Here is a 19,092-nt window from a genome sequence, read left to right on the forward strand (position 1 = left end):
TAAATTTGAGACAGCTTCTTTTAGTTGCTAGATAACCTAGACTCAACTAAAGCCGAATTTCCAATACTCCTTAAATTCGCCTACCGTTGCTTCCAATTTTTACTTATCTTAGGCTAAATTATGAATTAATGAAAAGATTTAGCCATCTTCTATTTGCCTTTGTACTCGTACTAGCTGCATTTTCCTGGTCTTTTAGCCAAACAACTATCCAAAAGACGGCATCGCCAACTTGGCTCCGGCCCACTACAAAAAAGGCCATAAAGCCAAATTTGGATGATATTAGTGATGGATATTACTATGAGCTAATCGAACATCAAATAAACTTGGCTACCCAAACAAAATATTATAAGGACATAAAAGTTCTATTTGATCAGACTGGAATCGAAAATCTGGGGCAAATTCAGGTAACCTTTGACCCGCATTTTCAAAAACTTCAACTACATGAGCTAAAGGTTATTCGCAACGGCAAGGATATTAATCTACTACCGCAAGCAAAATTTAAGCTCCTTGCCTCCGAAACAGAGCTTTCGAGATCTATCTACAACGGAAGTCAAATGGCCCATTATGTTTTGGAGGATTTACGTAAAGACGACAAGATTGTATTTGCTTATTCAATAATAGGTGTAAACCCAGTATTTGAACAGAAATTTTTCGACAGCTACTACTTACAGGGATATGAACCTACAGGTCTGGTCCATCTCAACTATATTGTACCCAATGGTCGCAAACTTCAGTTTAAGAGTTTCAATGGCGCTCCTGAGGTGCAGCAACAGTCAACAGGAAATACAACAAATTTCTTCTGGGAGCTGACGGCGGACAAAACGGTTCAATACGAAGATTATAGCCCGTCATGGTACAACCCTTTAAAATATATCCAATGCACGGAATTTAATACCTGGCAGGAAGTTGATCAATGGAACCGTAAAATTAATCCCATCCCGCAAATAGCAACGACAAGTACACTGCAAACCTTCGTCAACCAACTTTGGAAAGAGTCCAAAGGACAGCCCTATACATACCTGAAAAAAGCCTGCGACTTTGTACAAAATGAGATACGTTATATGGGTATTGAGATGGGAGAATATTCGCACCGGGCAAATGTTCCAGAAAAAGTATTTTCCCAGCGCTACGGCGATTGCAAGGATAAATCAATGCTGCTGGCTACAATGCTCAAAAACAAGAATATTGATGTAGGACTCGTATTAGCCAATACCTATAAGAATAGAGGCCTGCAGGAAGAGCTCCCCTCGCCCTATGCTTTCAACCATATGGTTATTGAAGTTAATATTGGTGGACGTTCCCAATATATTGACCCCACCATAACTCAGCAGGGTGGAGATATCAAAAACAGGTATTTCCCAGCTTATGGGAAAGTACTCTCCACCATGGGTAGTGGAAAGCTTACAGACGTACCGCAGCATGTTACCGGCAATATTAAAGTCAAGGAAACCTTGACACTGGAAGGCAAATTTGAGGCTACCCTGGATGTCCACACAACTTATGTTGGAAATGAGGCGGACGATATGCGCAGTTATTTTCAAAGTAGCGCCAAAAATGACATACAGAAGCAATACTTAGAGTATTATACAAAGATCTACCCCAAGATCAATAAAACTGGTCATATACAATACAAAGATGATATGGAGAACAATATTGTGGAGGTCATCGAAAAGTATAAAATAAAGAACATTGGAAAGAAGGAAAGCGGATCTACAAAAAAATATATTCCTTTGTTGGGAACAAATATCAATGAAAAGCTTCCAGAGATTATGGAGGATCGTATTGCTCCCCTAAGCCTTTCTTTTCCAACAGATCTAACCTACGAAATGTATATTGTCAACAAAGGCAAAAAGGAATTTGGTAATTACAGGGACAATAGTTATTTTGACAGGACTGCGTATGTCTTCGGTAAAACACTGGAAGTAAATCAAGATAGTATTAAGCTCGCATACACGTTAAGTTTCCACGAACCCTTTGTCGAACAAAAAGACCTGAAACAGTATTATACAGATTTTGCAGATCGTGATGATATCTTTTATAATGGCTTTTATCTTGACAATGACGGATATGTAACAGATGGGATACCTCGCTTAGGAACCCCTTCTTCAGTCAATGAAATTAATTGGTTTTCATTAATCCTATTCGTTCTTCTGGTGCCAGCCATCATCTGGTATATTGTTAAAAAGTATAATAAAACCAGAGCTTTTATCATCAAACCCTATGACGAGATCTATCACGATCAGATCGGCGGATGGATGATCGTGCTGCTTATTGTACTATTTATAAATATAGTGACCCTATCCGGTATATTTTTCTTCCAGCAGTCCTTCTTTAATTTAAATACTTGGCAGGCGGCAGATCAGCTGGAAGGTGTTTCCCCCTTTTTATACAGAACTTTACTATTATTAGAAATAATCGGTAATATATTGGTACTAGCGGGTTTGATTTATAGCTGCATCTTGCTGGTCAAGAAACGCGATATTTTCGCTCAGACCTTCTTTATGGTTGCACTATTTATGGCCGTATTCTGTACTATTGATGGAATTGTATCCCATCTTATGTTCAAAAGTTATTTTGATAAAACAGAAGACTTGTTCACACATTATAAAGATACTATAAAATCAATTTTTTTCTTCTGTATTTGGGGAACTTACGTCTATAAATCGGAACGTGTAAAAGGCACCTGTATTCGGACGTATCAGAACGATGAGATTATTCAGAAGGCTGCGACAGTTCATCCTTTTGATCAAGATTTTCTAAAGCCTTATTCAATTACAAAACAAAGAGAAAACGAAGCTGAGGCGGAATTTCAATCCCAGGGTGATAGAGCCAATAGCAGTCATCCCGAGGATCATCCAGATAAACCATAGTTGCCACCTCGCGTAAAAATGGTTTCGTAAATAATATACGAAACCATTTTTTATGAAAATATGATTTACATTATTTCATCTTCATCACCATATTATCCGCGCCTTCAGTAGACACTTTTACCTGACCAGATTTGTTCTTCGTAGACTTATAATGGACATGGTTTTTGACTCCCTCAATCTGAACGGACTCTACTGAGCCAATATTGACCATATTGTCTGCTCCCTCTATCGTTACCGTTGCGATGTCATTGCCTGTTACTGTATTCCCCTTCCCCTCAATAATCAATTTGCTCACATTGCCACGAATCACAACTTTATTGTCAGCTTCTTCTATTTGTACGATCTCTCCTCCTTTGGCCTCTAATGTACGGTTATTGTTTACCCCTTCAATCGAGATAACTTTTCCCTGTTGATTAACCACATCGTTCGTTAGAGCCTTGGAAAATGGCTCTTTGGCCGCTATAACCAAGCTTCCGATTAAAAGAAGCGAAAATCCAAATGTAATTGTTCTTAGTTTCATAATGCTCTATTTTCTACAGTTCAACAAAAATCAAACCTAATTTCAGATTTAAAAGGGATATGAGCTGTAATATACTACGTCAATGCCTCAAAAGTATAATTGTGGAATAAGAAATAAAATGAAATACAGCATGTATTGGGTTTACTTGAAACATAACGTCCCAAAAAAGATACAGCATCCGTTACAACAAAAAAAGGAGCCTAACAGGCTCCTTTAATATCTCTAACAAATTGACAGCGGATTAAAAACTCTATTTTACTGCGTCTACAACTGCTTTAAAAGCTTCTGGGTTATTTAAAGCTAAGTCAGCTAAAACCTTACGGTTCAAACCAATATTCTTAGCGTTTAATTTACCGATCAATTGGGAATAAGAAATTCCGTGTTGACGAGCTCCAGCGTTGATACGTTGAATCCATAAAGCTCTAAACTCGCGTTTTTTGGTTTTACGATCGCGGTAAGCGTATTGTAAACCTTTTTCTACTGTATTTTTAGCAATAGTATAAACTTTGCTACGTGATCCAAAGTAACCTTTTGCAAGGCCTAGGATTTTTTTGCGTCTTCTTCTAGAAGCTACTGCGTTAACCGAACGTGGCATATTTTTAAAATTAGTTTGGTAGAAGGTGTCATGTATTTCAATGAACTTACAACCTTGTACCCGGTTAAAAAATTATTATTAATAAAATCGAATAAAACTTATTTACCGATAGCAAGCATACGTTTTACGTTGCCCATATCGCCATCAGATACATAACTTGTTTGTGTTAAGTTACGTTTACGTTTTGTGCTCTTTTTTGTCAAGATGTGGCTTTTGAAAGCGTTTTTTCTTGCAATTTTACCTGTTCCAGTCAATTTGAAACGTTTCTTTGCGCTGGAATTGGTTTTAACTTTTGGCATAATACTTATAAATTTTATATCAATCTGTTAGAATTCTTATTATTTTTTAGGAGCCTTTGGAGCTACTGTTAAAAACATGCGTTTACCTTCTAATTTCGGTAAAAGCTCTACCTTACCGTAATCCTCTAAAGCCTGAGCAAAGCGTAACAACAAGATCTCACCTTGATCCTTGTGTACAATAGCACGACCTTTGAAGTGTACATAAGCACGAACTTTCTCTCCACTTTCTAGAAACTTAATAGCATGTTTCAATTTGAACTCAAAATCATGCTCACCAGAGTTAGGTCCGAAACGGATTTCTTTAATAACAGTCTGTTTTGCATTAGCTTTGATTTCCTTTTGTTTCTTCTTCTGTTCGTAAACAAACTTACTGTAGTCGATAATCTTACAAACCGGCGGTACAGCATTTGGCGAAATCTCCACTAAATCAAGTTCCAACTCATCAGCCAACTCTAACGCTTTGCGCGTAGGGTAAACTCCTTGTTCCACATTATCTCCTACCAAGCGCACCTCCGGTACCTTGATTAACTCATTAATGCGGTGATCTGGTTCTTTCTTTCTCATTGGTGGTCTTGGACCACCGGGTCTTTTTAATGCCAAATGTTTAAAAATTAAACGGTTATTTCCTTAATTAATATATCTCTAAATGCCTCAGCAGTCATTGTTCCCAATTCCACTGAGCCATGTTTACGTACAGAAACTGTGCCATTTTCCACCTCTTTTTCCCCTACAATCAACATATAAGGAAGCTTTTTCACTTCGGCGTCTCTGATTTTTCTGCCCACTTTCTCGTCACGTAAGTCTATCAGTCCGCGAATATCGGAATTATTTAGCGAATTCAAAACATTTTGCGCATATTCTTCGTATTTTTCTGACACTGGCAAGACGATAAATTGCTCAGGTGCAAGCCATAACGGGAATTGCCCCGCACAATGTTCGATCAGTACAGCTACAAAACGCTCCAAAGATCCAAAAGGTGCACGGTGAATCATTACTGGACGATGTTTCATATTATCACTTCCAGTATATTCCAATTCAAAACGCTCAGGTAAATTATAATCGACCTGTATTGTACCCAATTGCCACTTCCGTCCTAAAGCATCCTTCACCATAAAGTCTAACTTAGGACCATAGAAAGCCGCCTCTCCATATTCCACGACTGTCGGTAAACCTTTCTCTTCAGCAGCCTCAATAATCGCAGACTCAGCCAAAGCCCAATTTTCGTCAGTACCAATATATTTTGTACGGTTTTCAGGATCACGTAATGACACTTGTGCTGTATAATCATTAAAGCCTAACGCTCCAAATACATAAAGAACCAAGTCTATTACCTTTTTGAATTCATCTTTAACCTGATCAGGACGGCAAAACAAATGTGCATCATCTTGCGTAAACCCACGAACCCTTGTCAAACCGTGAAGCTCACCAGATTGCTCGTAACGATATACAGTACCAAACTCAGCAAAGCGAACCGGTAAGTCCTTATACGAGCGTGGTTTTACTTTATAAATTTCACAATGATGCGGACAGTTCATTGGTTTTAACAAAAACTCTTCTCCTTCGATCGGAGTCTTTATTGGTTGAAATGAATCCGCGCCATATTTCTCATAGTGTCCAGAAGTCACATATAACTGCTTATGCCCGATATGCGGCGTAACAACAGGCTCATACCCAGAGTTTAACTGTGCTTTCTGCAAAAAGTCTATCAGCTTTTGACGTAATGCAGCTCCTTTAGGCAACCAAAGTGGCAAACCTGCACCAACTTTTTCAGAAAAAGCAAAAAGTTCCAACTCTTTCCCAAGTTTACGGTGATCGCGTTTTTTCGCCTCTTCTATAAATTTCAAATACTCTGTAAGCTCCGATGCCTTAGGGAACGTAACACCATAAATACGTGTCAACTGTTTGCGAGACTCATCACCCCTCCAGTAAGCACCGGCAACATTAGTCAATTTAATCGCTTTGATAAACCCAGTATTTGGAATATGAGGGCCACGACATAAATCTGTAAATTCCCCTTGCGTGTAGAAAGTAATCTTTCCATCTTCCAAGTCTTTGATTAAATCTAGCTTATACTCATCTCCTTTTTCAGTAAAGTAAGCCAATGCATCCGATTTCGAAACAGCTTTACGTTCAAATGTTTCTTTCCGTTTAGCCAGCTCCAACATCTTGTCTTCGATGGCTTTAAAGTCATCAGACGAGAATTCACGATCACCAAAATCAACATCGTAGTAAAATCCGGTTTCAATCGCGGGACCAATACCAAATTTAATCCCCGGATACAATGCCTCCAAAGCCTCAGCCAGTAAGTGGGCTGAAGAATGCCAAAAAGTGGATTTACCTTTGGTATCATTCCAGGTTAATAACTTAACAGTAGCATCATTTTCAATAGCACGGGCAGAATCCCACACTTCGCCATTTACTTCGGCAGCAAGAACGTTTCTTGCAAGCCCCTCTGAGATGGATAACGCAATCTCTGCAGCAGTGATTCCTTTTTGATACTCTCTTACGGAACCATCCGGTAGTGTAATTTTAATCATTTACAACTATGATCTTTAAATTGTTAAAAAATAGAAAACATAAAACAACATGTACAATTATGTTATTACACTTACGTTTTCAATAAATAAATTGTGACACAAATTTAGTAAAAATTCTGATAAAATAACAGGTTTTTTGCGCTATTCAACGCATTTTACAGTGCATTTACAGGCTCCCCACCTCTCCACTCTTCAAACACGCCGATTTCATTTGCATTACACACTCCCCCCTCATCATTGCAGTTTAAAACGGATTGATAATCTGATCTTATTGACCAGCAATGTCGCTCTATGGTACCGAGGTACATCCCAACAATTAATGAAAATCAGGTTATATATTAACAGGGTAATAACAGGGGGTTAATAGGGATAAACCCCTATTAACCCCCTGTTATACCTCTACAAAAAGAGTGTTGTTTCACTGTTAATAGAAAACATAGTATAGACCTGATAGCATGGTAGGGGTAAACTATGTGCTTTGTTTAAACATGAACCAAAAAACAAAGGGATAAAAGCAGATTATTACCAGGTACTATATATAAAAAAATGACAGGGCAGCTACTTAAAAGCAACAGGACAAATTGAGCATCTCATTAATATTTGCTACCTTTGCAGACTGAAATTTTAACTATGTCAAATCAAGTACCAGAAGACGGAACACTATTACCCCTAATGGAAGAATTTTACACGATTCAGGGAGAAGGCTACCATACCGGGACTGCTGCTTATTTCATACGATTGGGTGGTTGCGATGTTGGCTGCCATTGGTGCGATGTAAAGGAAAGCTGGGATGCATCTATCCACCCCCTTACAGCCGCAGATTCGATTATCGAAAATGCAAAGAAATATCCGGCAAAAACTGTTGTCATTACGGGTGGCGAACCGCTTATTTATAATTTGGATTACCTAACAAAAGGGCTTCATGAGGCAGGGATTAAAACGTTTATTGAAACCTCTGGTGCATATCCTCTGAGTGGTGAATGGGACTGGATATGTTTATCTCCAAAAAAATTCAAAGCACCACGCAAAGATGTGTTAGAAGCTGCTGGTGAACTTAAAGTTATCGTTTTCAATAAAAGCGATTTCGCTTGGGGAGAAGAATATGCACAACTTGTAGGGCCAAACTGCAGATTATACCTTCAACCTGAATGGTCGAAATCTAAAGAAATGACGCCTTCTATTATTGATTACGTAAAAGAAAACCCTAAATGGGATATTTCACTACAAACACATAAGTTTTTAAACATTCCTTAATAGTGAAATGCACGATTAAATAGACACAAAAAAGGCTTTCGACAGTATCGAAAGCCTTTTTTTATCAATCTATATTAATGCATGTCATTTAAATCACTTCACATAGGTTTTTAAAAAAGTGTCCAGGTCTAGCGTCTTCGTTTCTTCACCTTCCTTCTCCCGGACCAGCACATTTCCAGCATTATCAGCATCTAGAAATAATAAGGTCGCCTTTAATAAAATCTTTCCATTTTCATCCAACAATCCAACTTTACCATTTTCAGAGAACATCAAATAATTGTCTAAAAATTTACTGATATTTTCCTTCTTGTCAAGCAGAACTTTCCCTTCCTGTGTAACCAATCCAAAATTACCATCCTTCTGAAAAATAGCAAGTTTTTGATTTGCTGGCGTAAGCCAGTCAAACCCTTCCTTATTTACCTTCCCCCCCTTCTTATCCAACAACCAAAAATAATTATCCTTATCTGAAACAATAGCAGTCTGCTCATTAAAATACGCTAAAGAGAAAAGAGAGCATGGCAGCACATCTTCTCCCGCCATGTTTTTTATACCATAATATTCATCATTGGTATCTTTATCCTTGACCATGGTCCATTTAAGTGACTTATCCAATGGGAAAGTATCTTCAAATAAACTCACATCTTCCCCCTCACTCGTATTACCTCCCCCCGAGATATCAATCACCTTTGCATTTTTGGGAAGCTCGAAATCTGCCGCAGAAGATACATTGGTGACTTTCGTTGTTTCAAAACCAAGATCATTGTTCTCACCCAAAGACAATTTGAGCACACCTCCAGGCAAATCATTGATAAATGAAAATGCCGTCAAATAATAAGTAGGCATCGCTTCCGAATACCATACCGTTGCTACTGCAGAATCGGCATTGTTTTTTATAAATAACTTTGCTTTCTTACAGGTAATTCCCGCTATCGATTCGATCTCGCCCATATCTTGCAGATGCACATAGGGACCTTCCGACTCCCCTAACTTCGCACTGACAATCTTATAGGCTGGATTGTATGCTTCGGCAGTAACAATATCATCGCCGACCGAATACGAATATGTTTTTGCTAATTTTCGATTTAAAATAGCATGTGCTTTTTGATTCACTACAGTGGAAGAATAATCGGCATCAGCTAAAATCTCCACATTCCGATAAGCCATTTTTCCTTTCAAAAATGGCTCATAAAACTCTTTTGCAAATTCGGGAACTTCATTTTCAAATTTTTCAGGGGAAACTTCACCTTTAAACACCAACTCCATCTGCCATTGCTTATCTTGTGCATAGGTTGTCGAAATTGATAATCCAAATAATAGTGCAACGTTGAGTAAATTATTCATAAGAGTGATAAATATGTAGCTAAATAACAAAAGACAGACCAAAAAGCCTATCTTTTACGCTATTTTTTTATTTATTTACTTTTTTCTCTTCATATTTCCATAAAATGTAAAAACGTGATCGCTAAGCAAAATGAACTACAATTTTATCATCTGTTTTGTTTTCACCGCTTCGTCACATGCCAAAGCAATCCGTAGACTATTAACAGCATCTTCCATCGAATCAGAAAGGTCCAAATTATCTACAATCGCCTGCAGAAAGAATAATTGCTCCCGATTACATAATTCTTGATGATCAGGCTCATCAGATAAGTTGACCCACTCATCGACCTTCGTAAATTCGTTTGCCGAATCTAAATCGGCGTAATGTACGCGAAGGCTTTCTGTTTGTGTATGGGATGCTACCGAATCCGATTTACCTTCATCGCTTGCTTTGTTTGCGATAATGGAAACGGCGCCCTTAGGTCCAAAAACGTCCTTTACAAAGAAAGCGTTTTGACTGACCATTGGTCCCCATCCGGCTTCATACCATCCTACGGACCCATCTTCAAAATGCAGCTGCAATTGTCCGTAGTTGTAGTTCCAGGCAGGAATCTCATCGGTTAACCGTGCACCTATTGCAGATACATACAATGGCTTCGCCCCCACCATTTGACACATGACATCAATATAATGAACTCCGCAGTCAACAATGGGACTTAAACTAGACATCAGATTTTTATGCACATCCCACATATACCCATGGCTCTGCTGATTCAGGTTCATACGCATAACAAGTGGCTTTCCCATTGTTTTGGATATTTCAATAAATTTGATCCAGGAGGGATGATACCTCAAAATATATCCAACAACCAATTTTTTATCGTATTGCAGCGCTGCATCGACGACTTCCTGCGCCGAAATCACGTCTTCAGCTAAAGGCTTTTCAATAAAAACATGAGCGCCAGCCTGAAAGGCTTTTATAGCATACGCTTTATGTGTATCAGGATAGGTCGCAATACAAACGGCATCCGGTTTCGTTTCCTGAAGTGCATCCTCATAAGATTCAAACAGTTTATAGTTACCTCCCAATTGCTCATTCAGTTTACTTTTGCTCTCCCCGCGAGCTACTAGACCCACAATTTGAAAGCCATCTAAATCGTGATATGCCTTCGCATGAGATGCGCCCATATTTCCACATCCAACAACCAATATTTTAATAACCTCTTGTATCATTTTTTTTCTATTGCTATATTATTTCTTTAATCCATCCAAAGCAAAGGCCGCTCCCGTTCCTAGTACAGCTCCTGCTAATACATCGGAGGGAAAATGTACGCCCAAATAAATCCTTGAATATCCCACGCTACTCGCCCATAAAAGGGATGGCGCAACGACGTACCACTTCGAGTAGGCTCGAGACAAAGCAGAAGCCGTAGCAAAAGCAGATGACGTATGACCAGAGGGAAAGGAATACCCACCGGCTGTACGAACCGATATGAAATTAGGATATTTTTTAAATGGTCTACTTCGTTTAAAGATATGTTTTAAACCAACATTCACTAGCGCTGTTACAGCCGTACTACTGGCGACATACAGGGCATTCTGACGCATTGCCTTATCATCGTTGACCGCACCTGCCACCAGTAAACCAACAGGAACAGCTATCTGAACATAGTTATTGATATCAGAAAGCACTTTAAATGTTTGTGTTTGTGGCGCTGTCCGAGTCTCAGCTATGGACTCCAATATCCGGATATCTAACGTAGACGCTGGACTTTCTTGTCCTAGAACAGGGCCATAAAGACAGTTAACGCAACAAATAAAAATAAAAGCTAATCTTTTCATCTAACAAATAATTGATCTAATTTACCATTCCCTTGAATTAGGTACCACTAAACACACTACTCCAATTTATTAAACAACAACTTCTCCCCCCACTATTGTCACTTTTATCCGCTATTAACTTAATAAGTCACTCCCCAATCCTTAAAAATAAGGAAATTTATGAGAGTTGTCACCCTATCAAGAAACATTTCGATTGGACAAAATTTCACAGCTCACTATTGGAGTAATTCAAACAGCTTACTATAGGATAGGAAATCAGCATTGTCTTTTGTCTAAATTATAGTGTATTCCCCAATCAATGACCTAGTTTTTACAATTTTTTCAAGAAAATTGAATTCATTTCAACAACAAGTCCATTAGGATAAGAATTTTAAAATGATAGTCTTGCATTTCCCATTAATTTACTATACATTTGCTTGCAGTTATTAATACAAACATGGTCTATACTTGCGTACATCATTTTCATTTTCATCATCGCCATTGTGGCGATATGTTAATTTAATGTGTTCTTACGTAGAATACCTTCCCTCTTGTTTGATTTCTTATTATTAATAATTTACTGCTAACATTTATAAAGCGTTGAAAAATCTTAAAATTGCTATCCAAAAATCGGGTAGGTTAAACGAAAAATCTGTTCAATTACTGAAAAATTGTGGTTTAGACTTCGAGAACTACAAAAGTTCTTTAATCACCACGGTTGGGAATTTCCCACTCGAAATATTATTTCTGAGAGATGATGATATTCCGGGATATGTGGAACAAGGTATAGCCGACCTGGGCATCGTCGGTGAAAACATCATTGATGAGACCGAATCCAAAGTAGAATACATCAAGAGGCTTGGTTTTGGAAAATGTACGTTGAAACTGGCTATTCCCAAAGATAGCACCATCCAAGACGTTAAAGACCTTAACGGCAAAGCAATCGCAACCTCTTATCCAAATATCCTAAAGAATTTTCTAGACGAGTATAAGATCAATGCAGATATCCGTTTGATATCTGGCTCAGTTGAAATTTCTCCCGGTTTGGGCCTTAGTGATGCGATCTGTGATATCGTATCGACCGGTGGAACACTAAAAAGTAATGGTTTGAAGCCTTTTGCTGATGTTAAAAATTCAGAAGCCATATTGGTCGGAAGAAAGGGATTGGAAGGCAATGAAGTTTTGGCGGAATTAGTGCAACGTATCGAATCTGTTCTTTTAGCAAAAGAAACTAAATATGTGGTATTGAATGTCGAAAAGAAAAATTTGCCGGCTATTACTTCTTTATTACACGGTGTTAAGAGTCCTACGGTTGTTCCACTGGCAGAAGAAGGTTGGGTTGCTGTACACACTGTTATCACGGAAGATGACTTTTGGGATAAGATCAATAAGTTAAAAGCTGAAGGTGCCCAAGGTATCGTTGTAATGCCAATTGAAAAAATCATCCTTTAAACTTGACACGCGAGGTACGACTATGTTAAAAAAATATGATTACAAGACCCTAGGGAAAGAGGAAATACAACAATTAGTTGCCCGAAATATGGACCCCAACAATGCAATTCAGGATGTTGTTCAGGAGATTATTCAACAAGTACGTCAACAAGGTGATGTGGTTCTGCGCGAATATGCCGCCAAATTTGATAAAGTTGAACTTGACAGATTATATTTAGACGAGGAAGATATCGACGCTTTGGCGTCTACCATAGGCCGTGATCAACAGAGAGCACTTGAAATCGCTTTTCAAAATATCCATAAATTCCATAGTACACAGCTAAAAAGAGAGCGTACGGTTGAAACAATGCCCGGTGTAAAATGCTGGCGAGAAGTCCGTCCGATTGAAAAAGTTGGACTTTACATCCCTGGCGGGTCAGCAGTTTTACCAAGCACGCTTTTAATGCTTGGTGTCCCGGCAAGGATAGCTGGATGCAAAGAGATCGTCGTTTGTTCTCCACCTCAATCCAATGGAAAAATCAATGGCTTTGTCGCTTTTTGTTTAAAATTACTTAAGATAAACAGAATATACTTAGTTGGAGGTGCTCAGGCTGTTGCAGCGATGGGTTTTGGAACGGAGACCATACCAAAAGTGGATAAGATCTTTGGCCCGGGCAATCAATTTGTCACAAAAGCAAAATCCATCATACAGGGGCTAGCAAATGTCAGTATTGATATGCCTGCAGGACCATCCGAAGTGCTGGTCGTCGCGGATGAATCGGCAAGCCCAGCATTTGTGGCAGCAGATCTTTTGGCACAGGCTGAACATGGAGCCGACAGTCAAGCAGTCCTGGTTGCAACATCCAATGCGCTAGTTGATGCAGTCAACACAGCCCTTGTAGCCCAGTTAGCGGTTTTGCCACGCAAGGAACTCGCTTCAAAAGCGATTGAAAATTCCTATGCAGTAACTGTTGAGACGCTTCAGGAGGCCATACAGTTTTCAAACGATTATGCACCAGAACACCTTATTTTGGAGACGGACCAATGGGAATCCTTAACACGCTATATCAGCAATGCTGGTTCTGTTTTTTTAGGACACTTAACACCTGAAAGCGCAGGAGATTATGCCTCAGGTACAAATCACACACTACCGACATCAGGTTATGCACGCTCCTATTCAGGCGTATCGGTAGATTCTTTTGTTAAAAAAGTTACCTTTCAACATATAAACGAAACCGGACTTCAACAAATCGGATCAGTGGTTGAAATACTCGCTGAACTCGAGGGACTACAGGCGCATAAAAATGCGATTTCCATTCGGAAGAAAGGATAAAAATCCCTATTGAAAACACAAAAAAGGCTTTACAATGTAAAGCCTTTTTTGTGTGATTGATCGCATAAATATTGTCTCGTAATGCCAACTGGATTATCTTCCAAAGGTGTCATAATTATCTGTTGCATATCTTTCAAACCTAGTCAGCAAGGCTATATTATCTTTTTCCAGTTGACTTAAGTCTGCACTCACATCTTTTGAAATAGGTACATACCAATCTACAGGCTCAAAAAATTGGCGAATGCTGGGTTTAGTAAACGCATAGCCATGTCGGGCGAAAATGGTATTCCGAATAATTTCCAAATCTAATTTCTTGAGGTTTTTCAGATCTTTCTCTGTCAACTTTTGCTTAGACGCATTTACAGTAAAGACTGCGGGAGATGCAGATCTATAATATTGTATAATGTATGTATACGTTGAGTCACCATCCACGTCAGTTTCCTCTTTTCTTTTTTCATTAATCCAGTCAACCAACGTCCCCTCCTCTCCATCCTGATTTTTAAGCATCAGATTTGGATTATAGGCAAATTGTTTTTTCAACAATTTAAAGTTTCGCTTTTTGATCTTTACACCCTGGTCATACGCAGACCAGTTACCAATTAGCGTGTCATGATTAAGCTTAATTTCAAAACGCCCGTCGGATTTTCTGTCTCCAGGTTCATCCAATAATAAGCGAATATCAGCACCGTTTTCTTCCAACTTCCCCACAAAAGAGCGCAGATTCCCCTTTACAACATTCTGTCCATAAACACCTCCTTTATCGGTAATTTTCTTTATCGTCAGATTTATCTTCGGAGCGTAATCCGTTGTTGGCAAACCCTCATCTTCTCCAAGTGTACTTTCATCAACGACAAAGTCGCCAACCCAATTACCGTAAAGTTCCTGATGGGCCTCACGCTCGACGGCAACAGTATCTTTTATTTCGGCAGTTTCATTCTTTTTACTTTTCCCATCCTTACAACCAAGGACTGCTCCAAGCAATAACAGTAAACAAAGGTTTTTCTTCATAATTTATGATTTTTTTGATAAATAATAAATTCCGCCAGCAACAAATTAGGTATCCATCCCAGCCATGCAATAATTTGATAAACATCCATGGGATTGGGCTGAAAGAAGTATACTAAAGCAACCTTCCAAAAACGTAGGGTCAATGCCGAGCAGGTTAATGCAAAACTACGGATCATAAAATCACGGTGTTTATCAAATTTTCGCTGACTCGCCAAACGAACTGCCCGCCATGTAAAATAGCACCATCCAAGCCCCAATAATTCAAAGGCAATAATAGCGGTTAACCCGCCATTCGCCACGGATCCAATAAGCAAACCTGAAGGAGCGGCAAAAACCAAAATGGCGAATACATATAAATACCCGATACTTCGATGGACTCGCGGATATTTATTCAATAGATAAGTATTAAACTGCGTAAAGCCGGCAGGCAAGGCAAAGATAGCCGTGCAAACATGGATATAAAACACGTAGCGATACCACCAAAGTGATTCTATTTCGGTCTGCTTAATCATCAAGAAATTAGCATCGAGAGAGAAGCCGCGATAGCGAAAAGTAATTTCAGCCATCAACAGGCAGCTGTAAGCAAAGATTAAAAGCCAAAATCCATGTAATATCGAAAATTGAGCCCTTTTAAACATACCTTTTTTATTTACTCCGAATCGCTTCTACCGGATCCAGTCGAGAAGCCATTAAAGCTGGAACAATGCCCGATATTAACCCAATAAAAGTAGAAAGTGAAACAGTAAGCATTACCATTTTCAAACTGACCACAATAGCAACGCCAGTCGCAGCTTGTACCACAAAAGCCAAAAAATAGACGACAACGAGACCAATCCCTCCACCCAACAAACAAAGTACAATAGACTCTACTAAAAATTGTGAAAGAATAAAGAAATTTTTAGCTCCTAGCGCTTTCTGAATTCCGATGATATGTGTACGTTCTTTGACACTTACGAACATAATATTGGCAATGCCAAAACCGCCGACTAAAATTGAAAAAATACCAATTGAAAAACCCGCCAGATTAATGATACCAAAAAGCTGATCCAATGCACCTGTGATCATTGTTGTCTGGTTAATGGAAAAATTCTCCTCCCGTTGTGGTGATATACGACGAATCGACCGCATAAGTGTTTTCGCTTCGCTCTCAGCCTCGCCAAGCGTGTAGTTCGATTTAATAACCATCGCTATACTCGGTGAGAAATTATCATAGTTGACCAAATTCCGAGCCAGCTCAAACGGAATAAAGGCTGTATCATCCGGAGAGGTATTAATCAATACACCATTTCCTTCTTTCTTTAATACACCAATAACCTGAATTTTTCGGCCTAACATATTGATATATTTGCCAACTGGTTCCTCATTAGGAAAAAGCCCCTCTGCAATATTTGCGCCCAACACAGTTACAAGAGCTCCACCCCTCGACTCACTTTCAGCAAAGTAACGACCATCTATAATATTCAAATTTTGAATGTAAAGATTTTCGTAAGTCGCAGCATTAACCGATGAGCCTTGGGCCGAATTATTTTTATATTTAATAGTCGTATTGCCGATATTGATCATATACGCCATATACTCAGCCGTCGTCATCCGGCTTTTTAAATCCAGGTAATTATTGTATGTGGGTTCGGGTCTATTCAAGTATTTCCACCAAGGGAAATTTGGGCCGCCATCCCAGGGCCATTTTTCGATATACAGTGTTTTGCTGCCAATCTTCTTGACTGATTCCTCTATATTATTCCGTAGGGTATCTACTGCAGAAAATACACCAATAATCGTAAAAATACCGATGGTCACACCCAGCAGCGAAAGTAAGGTGCGAGTACGATTGTCTTTCAATGCCGAAAAAGCAAACTGACAACTCTCCAATATCAATCTAAAAAATAGCATAATTGTATTCTAAAATACAATATAGTTTTGATTTAATGTCAAAATCCCCAAAAATATATACATTAATTAGAAATATGGCTCTTCCATACCCGAAAAAGTTATAACTTTGTATGCTTTTGGCAGCCTGGTATTTGGTGCACTGTAATGCACTGAAAGGCAGATATTAATATATACTATTATTAAAGATGAAGTTATCTCAATTTAAATTCAACTTACCAGAATCATTACTTGCTTCTGAACCTTCTGAAAATCGTGACGAATCACGCTTGATGGTCCTACATAGAGATACTGGTAAAATTGAACACAAAATTTTCAAAGATGTATTGGATTATTTCGATGACAAGGATGTCATGATCTTAAACAATACTAAAGTTTTTCCAGCGCGCCTTTACGGTAATAAAGAAAAAACTGGAGCGACGATTGAAGTTTTCTTGTTGCGTGAATTGAACAATGAACTTCGTCTTTGGGATGTATTGGTAGACCCTGCGCGTAAAATCCGTGTAGGCAACAAATTATATTTCGGTGATGATGATTTATTGGTTGCCGAAGTGGTTGACAATACAACTTCTCGTGGTCGTACAATTAGATTTTTATTTGACGGTACCGATGAAGAGTTCCGCCGTAATATCGAAATCTTAGGTGAAACTCCGCTTCCTAAATATATCAAGCGTAAAGCTACACCGGAAGATAAATTCCGTTATCAAACAATCTATGCAAAAAATGAAGGGGCTGTCGCTGCACCTACAGCGGGACTTCACTTCTCCAGAGAGTTAATGAAACGCTTGGAACTAAAAGGCGTTGATTTTGCAGAAGTTACTCTTCACGTTGGGCTTGGAACTTTCCGTACCGTTGAAGTCGAAGATTTAACCAAACATAAGATGGATTCCGAACAGTTTATCATCACTGATGAGGCTGCGCGCGTTGTTAATAAAGCTATCGATAACAAACGTCGTGTGTGTGCTGTAGGAACGACTTCTATGCGTGCAATAGAATCTTCTGTTTCTGCAGACCATCACTTAAAAGCGGCTTCTGACTGGACCAGTAAGTTCATCTACCCTCCTTACGATTTCAGTATTGCAAACTCGATGATTACAAACTTCCACACGCCAGAATCTACACTTTTGGTGATGATTGCTGCTTTCGCTGGTTACGAAAACGTCATGAATGCATACGAAGTTGCAGTAAAAGAAAAATACAGATTCTATAGCTATGGTGATGCCATGTTAATTATCTAATGATTTGATATAACAAAAACAGAAAACGTGGATGGCTTCATAACTATCCACGTTTTTTTTAAATAAAAACCCTTCAATAATACCATGAATTTTGCCATAATCGTTGCTGCAGGAATCGGAAACAGGATGAAAAGCGATCTTCCAAAGCAGTTTCTTAACTTGGATGGGCTGCCGATCGTGATGCATACTATTGATCGCTTCTATCAATCCAACACCATTTCAGAAGTTATCTTGGTAATCAGTGAAGCAATGGAAAGCTATTGGAACCAGTTATGTGTAAAGTATCAGTTTGACAGACCAATACATATTGCATTTGGCGGAAAAACTCGTTTCGAAAGCGTAAAGAACGGTATAGACTACATTAAACAAAACTTCGACATTGGTCCTAAAGATTACATCGCCGTACACGATGGAGCTCGTCCGATTATTTCGGACGATTTAATTAGAAAGGCTTTTCAGGGAGCTTACGAACACCAAGCAATTGTATTGGCACAAAAGAGTGTTGAATCGGTGCGTTTAGGAAATATATCCACAAATACCGCCACAGATAGAAATCAGATTTGGCTGATACAAACTCCACAAGTCTTCCTCGGAACATTGTTGTTAAAATCCTACCAACAAGATGAAGATCCACTTTTTACAGATGATGCTTCAGTGGTCGAAAAAACGGGCAAAAGTATTTATATTGTTGAAGGTGATTCTAAGAATATAAAAATCACCTATCCCCAAGACTTACAAATTGCCCAACTTTATTTAAAACTAATTTAAATGGTTAAGCATTGCCACGAATAACACGTAGTAATACAACGATAATTGCAATCACCAAAAGAATGTGGATGATATTATTTCCAGCCGCATAACCTCCAAAAAAGCTTATCGCCCAAATGATAACTAAAATAACGGCGATGATGTACAGTAAATTTCCCATTTCCTTATAATTTAATACCTAATTTATTTTTTATAGGTATAACAACGAAAA

Annotated in this window: 18 protein-coding genes; 6 read left to right on the plus strand and 12 right to left on the minus strand. The window is 38.7% G+C overall.

Annotated features, from left to right (window positions below):
* The first annotated feature begins 128 nt into the window (after positions 1–128).
* On the plus strand, positions 129–2,870 hold the full coding sequence (locus tag B3E92_RS08750; protein ID WP_286896277.1) for a DUF3857 domain-containing protein: 2,742 nt from the start codon (positions 129–131) through the stop codon (positions 2,868–2,870).
* A 70-nt stretch (positions 2,871–2,940) separates the two neighbouring features.
* Here B3E92_RS08750 and B3E92_RS08755 read toward each other — a convergent pair whose 3' ends face one another.
* The 5 genes from B3E92_RS08755 to thrS all read right to left on the minus strand — a co-directional run bounded on the left by B3E92_RS08755 (position 2,941) and on the right by thrS (position 6,821).
* On the minus strand, positions 2,941–3,390 hold the full coding sequence (locus tag B3E92_RS08755) for a DUF3060 domain-containing protein (RefSeq protein WP_286896280.1): 450 nt from the start codon (positions 3,388–3,390) through the stop codon (positions 2,941–2,943).
* Between the two features lie 250 nt (positions 3,391–3,640).
* Positions 3,641–3,985 carry a 50S ribosomal protein L20 gene (gene rplT / locus B3E92_RS08760; RefSeq protein WP_046674462.1) on the minus strand — a complete coding sequence of 115 codons (345 nt, stop codon included), beginning with the start codon at positions 3,983–3,985 and terminating at the stop codon, positions 3,641–3,643.
* Between the two features lie 98 nt (positions 3,986–4,083).
* A complete protein-coding gene (rpmI, locus tag B3E92_RS08765) occupies positions 4,084–4,284 on the minus strand; it encodes a 50S ribosomal protein L35 (protein ID WP_002993964.1) in 201 nt (66 codons plus the stop codon).
* A 39-nt stretch (positions 4,285–4,323) separates the two neighbouring features.
* A complete protein-coding gene (gene infC / locus B3E92_RS08770) occupies positions 4,324–4,884 on the minus strand; it encodes a translation initiation factor IF-3 (RefSeq protein WP_083295912.1) in 561 nt (186 codons plus the stop codon).
* Between the two features lie 11 nt (positions 4,885–4,895).
* Positions 4,896–6,821, minus strand: a complete 1,926-nt coding sequence (gene thrS, locus B3E92_RS08775; protein ID WP_070565657.1) for a threonine--tRNA ligase — start codon at positions 6,819–6,821, stop codon at positions 4,896–4,898.
* 630 nt (positions 6,822–7,451) lie between these two features.
* On the opposite strand from thrS, the gene B3E92_RS08780 reads away from it, so the two are divergent.
* Positions 7,452–8,075: a 7-carboxy-7-deazaguanine synthase QueE gene (locus B3E92_RS08780; protein ID WP_046674459.1), complete on the plus strand. Its 624-nt coding sequence runs from the start codon at positions 7,452–7,454 to the stop codon at positions 8,073–8,075.
* 93 nt (positions 8,076–8,168) lie between these two features.
* On the opposite strand, the gene B3E92_RS08785 is transcribed toward B3E92_RS08780, so the two are convergent.
* The 3 genes from B3E92_RS08785 to B3E92_RS08795 form a co-directional block, all read right to left on the minus strand.
* Complete coding sequence (locus B3E92_RS08785; protein WP_286896282.1) at positions 8,169–9,416, minus strand: hypothetical protein; 1,248 nt, start codon at positions 9,414–9,416, stop codon at positions 8,169–8,171.
* A 135-nt stretch (positions 9,417–9,551) separates the two neighbouring features.
* On the minus strand, positions 9,552–10,628 hold the full coding sequence (locus B3E92_RS08790; protein ID WP_070567675.1) for a Gfo/Idh/MocA family protein: 1,077 nt from the start codon (positions 10,626–10,628) through the stop codon (positions 9,552–9,554).
* Positions 10,629–10,646: 18 nt separating this feature from the next.
* Entirely contained in the window at positions 10,647–11,237 is a 591-nt protein-coding gene (locus tag B3E92_RS08795) for a phosphatase PAP2 family protein (RefSeq protein ID WP_286896284.1), read from the minus strand.
* A gap of 579 nt (positions 11,238–11,816) precedes the next feature.
* Between B3E92_RS08795 and hisG the strand changes: the two genes are divergently transcribed.
* Together hisG and hisD are read left to right on the plus strand one after the other, a co-directional pair.
* Positions 11,817–12,668 (plus strand): ATP phosphoribosyltransferase, encoded by an 852-nt coding sequence (hisG, locus tag B3E92_RS08800; RefSeq protein ID WP_070567679.1) that lies wholly within the window; start codon positions 11,817–11,819, stop codon positions 12,666–12,668.
* Between the two features lie 22 nt (positions 12,669–12,690).
* A complete protein-coding gene (hisD, locus tag B3E92_RS08805) occupies positions 12,691–13,980 on the plus strand; it encodes a histidinol dehydrogenase (protein ID WP_112376145.1) in 1,290 nt (429 codons plus the stop codon).
* Positions 13,981–14,073: 93 nt separating this feature from the next.
* Here hisD and B3E92_RS08810 read toward each other — a convergent pair whose 3' ends face one another.
* From B3E92_RS08810 to B3E92_RS08820, 3 genes are read right to left on the minus strand one after another with little or no spacing between them, the layout of a single operon-like run.
* The gene (locus tag B3E92_RS08810) at positions 14,074–14,988 is read right to left on the minus strand and encodes a YARHG domain-containing protein (RefSeq protein ID WP_286896291.1); all 915 of its coding nucleotides are present in this window, start codon (positions 14,986–14,988) and stop codon (positions 14,074–14,076) included.
* On the minus strand, positions 14,985–15,626 hold the full coding sequence (locus B3E92_RS08815; RefSeq protein WP_286896294.1) for a DUF2306 domain-containing protein: 642 nt from the start codon (positions 15,624–15,626) through the stop codon (positions 14,985–14,987). The genes B3E92_RS08810 and B3E92_RS08815 overlap by 4 nt, the downstream gene beginning before the upstream one ends.
* 7 nt (positions 15,627–15,633) lie before the next feature.
* Entirely contained in the window at positions 15,634–16,878 is a 1,245-nt protein-coding gene (locus B3E92_RS08820; RefSeq protein ID WP_175442026.1) for an ABC transporter permease, read from the minus strand.
* Between the two features lie 185 nt (positions 16,879–17,063).
* On the opposite strand from B3E92_RS08820, the gene queA reads away from it, so the two are divergent.
* Positions 17,064–18,113 carry a tRNA preQ1(34) S-adenosylmethionine ribosyltransferase-isomerase QueA gene (gene queA, locus B3E92_RS08825; RefSeq protein ID WP_070567689.1) on the plus strand — a complete coding sequence of 350 codons (1,050 nt, stop codon included), beginning with the start codon at positions 17,064–17,066 and terminating at the stop codon, positions 18,111–18,113.
* A gap of 84 nt (positions 18,114–18,197) precedes the next feature.
* Positions 18,198–18,881, plus strand: a complete 684-nt coding sequence (locus B3E92_RS08830) for a 2-C-methyl-D-erythritol 4-phosphate cytidylyltransferase (RefSeq protein WP_112376142.1) — start codon at positions 18,198–18,200, stop codon at positions 18,879–18,881.
* Positions 18,882–18,885: 4 nt separating this feature from the next.
* Here B3E92_RS08830 and B3E92_RS08835 read toward each other — a convergent pair whose 3' ends face one another.
* A complete protein-coding gene (locus B3E92_RS08835; RefSeq protein WP_104382583.1) occupies positions 18,886–19,041 on the minus strand; it encodes a lmo0937 family membrane protein in 156 nt (51 codons plus the stop codon).
* Positions 19,042–19,092: the final 51 nt, after the last annotated feature.

The organism is Sphingobacterium sp. UBA6317 (genome assembly GCF_002440385.1).
In the GTDB taxonomy this organism is placed as follows: Bacteria; Bacteroidota; Bacteroidia; order Sphingobacteriales; family Sphingobacteriaceae; genus Sphingobacterium; species Sphingobacterium multivorum.

Coding starts and splice junctions, on each gene's coding strand:
- B3E92_RS08750 (WP_286896277.1), top strand. CDS start 129: ATGAAAAGATTTAGCCATCTTCTATTTGCCTTTGTACTCGTACTAGCT.
- B3E92_RS08755 (WP_286896280.1), bottom strand. CDS start 3,390: ATGAAACTAAGAACAATTACATTTGGATTTTCGCTTCTTTTAATCGGA.
- rplT (WP_046674462.1), bottom strand. CDS start 3,985: ATGCCACGTTCGGTTAACGCAGTAGCTTCTAGAAGAAGACGCAAAAAA.
- rpmI (WP_002993964.1), bottom strand. CDS start 4,284: ATGCCAAAAGTTAAAACCAATTCCAGCGCAAAGAAACGTTTCAAATTG.
- thrS (WP_070565657.1), bottom strand. CDS start 6,821: ATGATTAAAATTACACTACCGGATGGTTCCGTAAGAGAGTATCAAAAA.
- B3E92_RS08780 (WP_046674459.1), top strand. CDS start 7,452: ATGTCAAATCAAGTACCAGAAGACGGAACACTATTACCCCTAATGGAA.
- B3E92_RS08785 (WP_286896282.1), bottom strand. CDS start 9,416: ATGAATAATTTACTCAACGTTGCACTATTATTTGGATTATCAATTTCG.
- B3E92_RS08790 (WP_070567675.1), bottom strand. CDS start 10,628: ATGATACAAGAGGTTATTAAAATATTGGTTGTTGGATGTGGAAATATG.
- B3E92_RS08795 (WP_286896284.1), bottom strand. CDS start 11,237: ATGAAAAGATTAGCTTTTATTTTTATTTGTTGCGTTAACTGTCTTTAT.
- hisD (WP_112376145.1), top strand. CDS start 12,691: ATGTTAAAAAAATATGATTACAAGACCCTAGGGAAAGAGGAAATACAA.
- B3E92_RS08810 (WP_286896291.1), bottom strand. CDS start 14,988: ATGAAGAAAAACCTTTGTTTACTGTTATTGCTTGGAGCAGTCCTTGGT.
- B3E92_RS08815 (WP_286896294.1), bottom strand. CDS start 15,626: ATGTTTAAAAGGGCTCAATTTTCGATATTACATGGATTTTGGCTTTTA.
- B3E92_RS08820 (WP_175442026.1), bottom strand. CDS start 16,878: ATGCTATTTTTTAGATTGATATTGGAGAGTTGTCAGTTTGCTTTTTCG.
- queA (WP_070567689.1), top strand. CDS start 17,064: ATGAAGTTATCTCAATTTAAATTCAACTTACCAGAATCATTACTTGCT.
- B3E92_RS08830 (WP_112376142.1), top strand. CDS start 18,198: ATGAATTTTGCCATAATCGTTGCTGCAGGAATCGGAAACAGGATGAAA.
- B3E92_RS08835 (WP_104382583.1), bottom strand. CDS start 19,041: ATGGGAAATTTACTGTACATCATCGCCGTTATTTTAGTTATCATTTGG.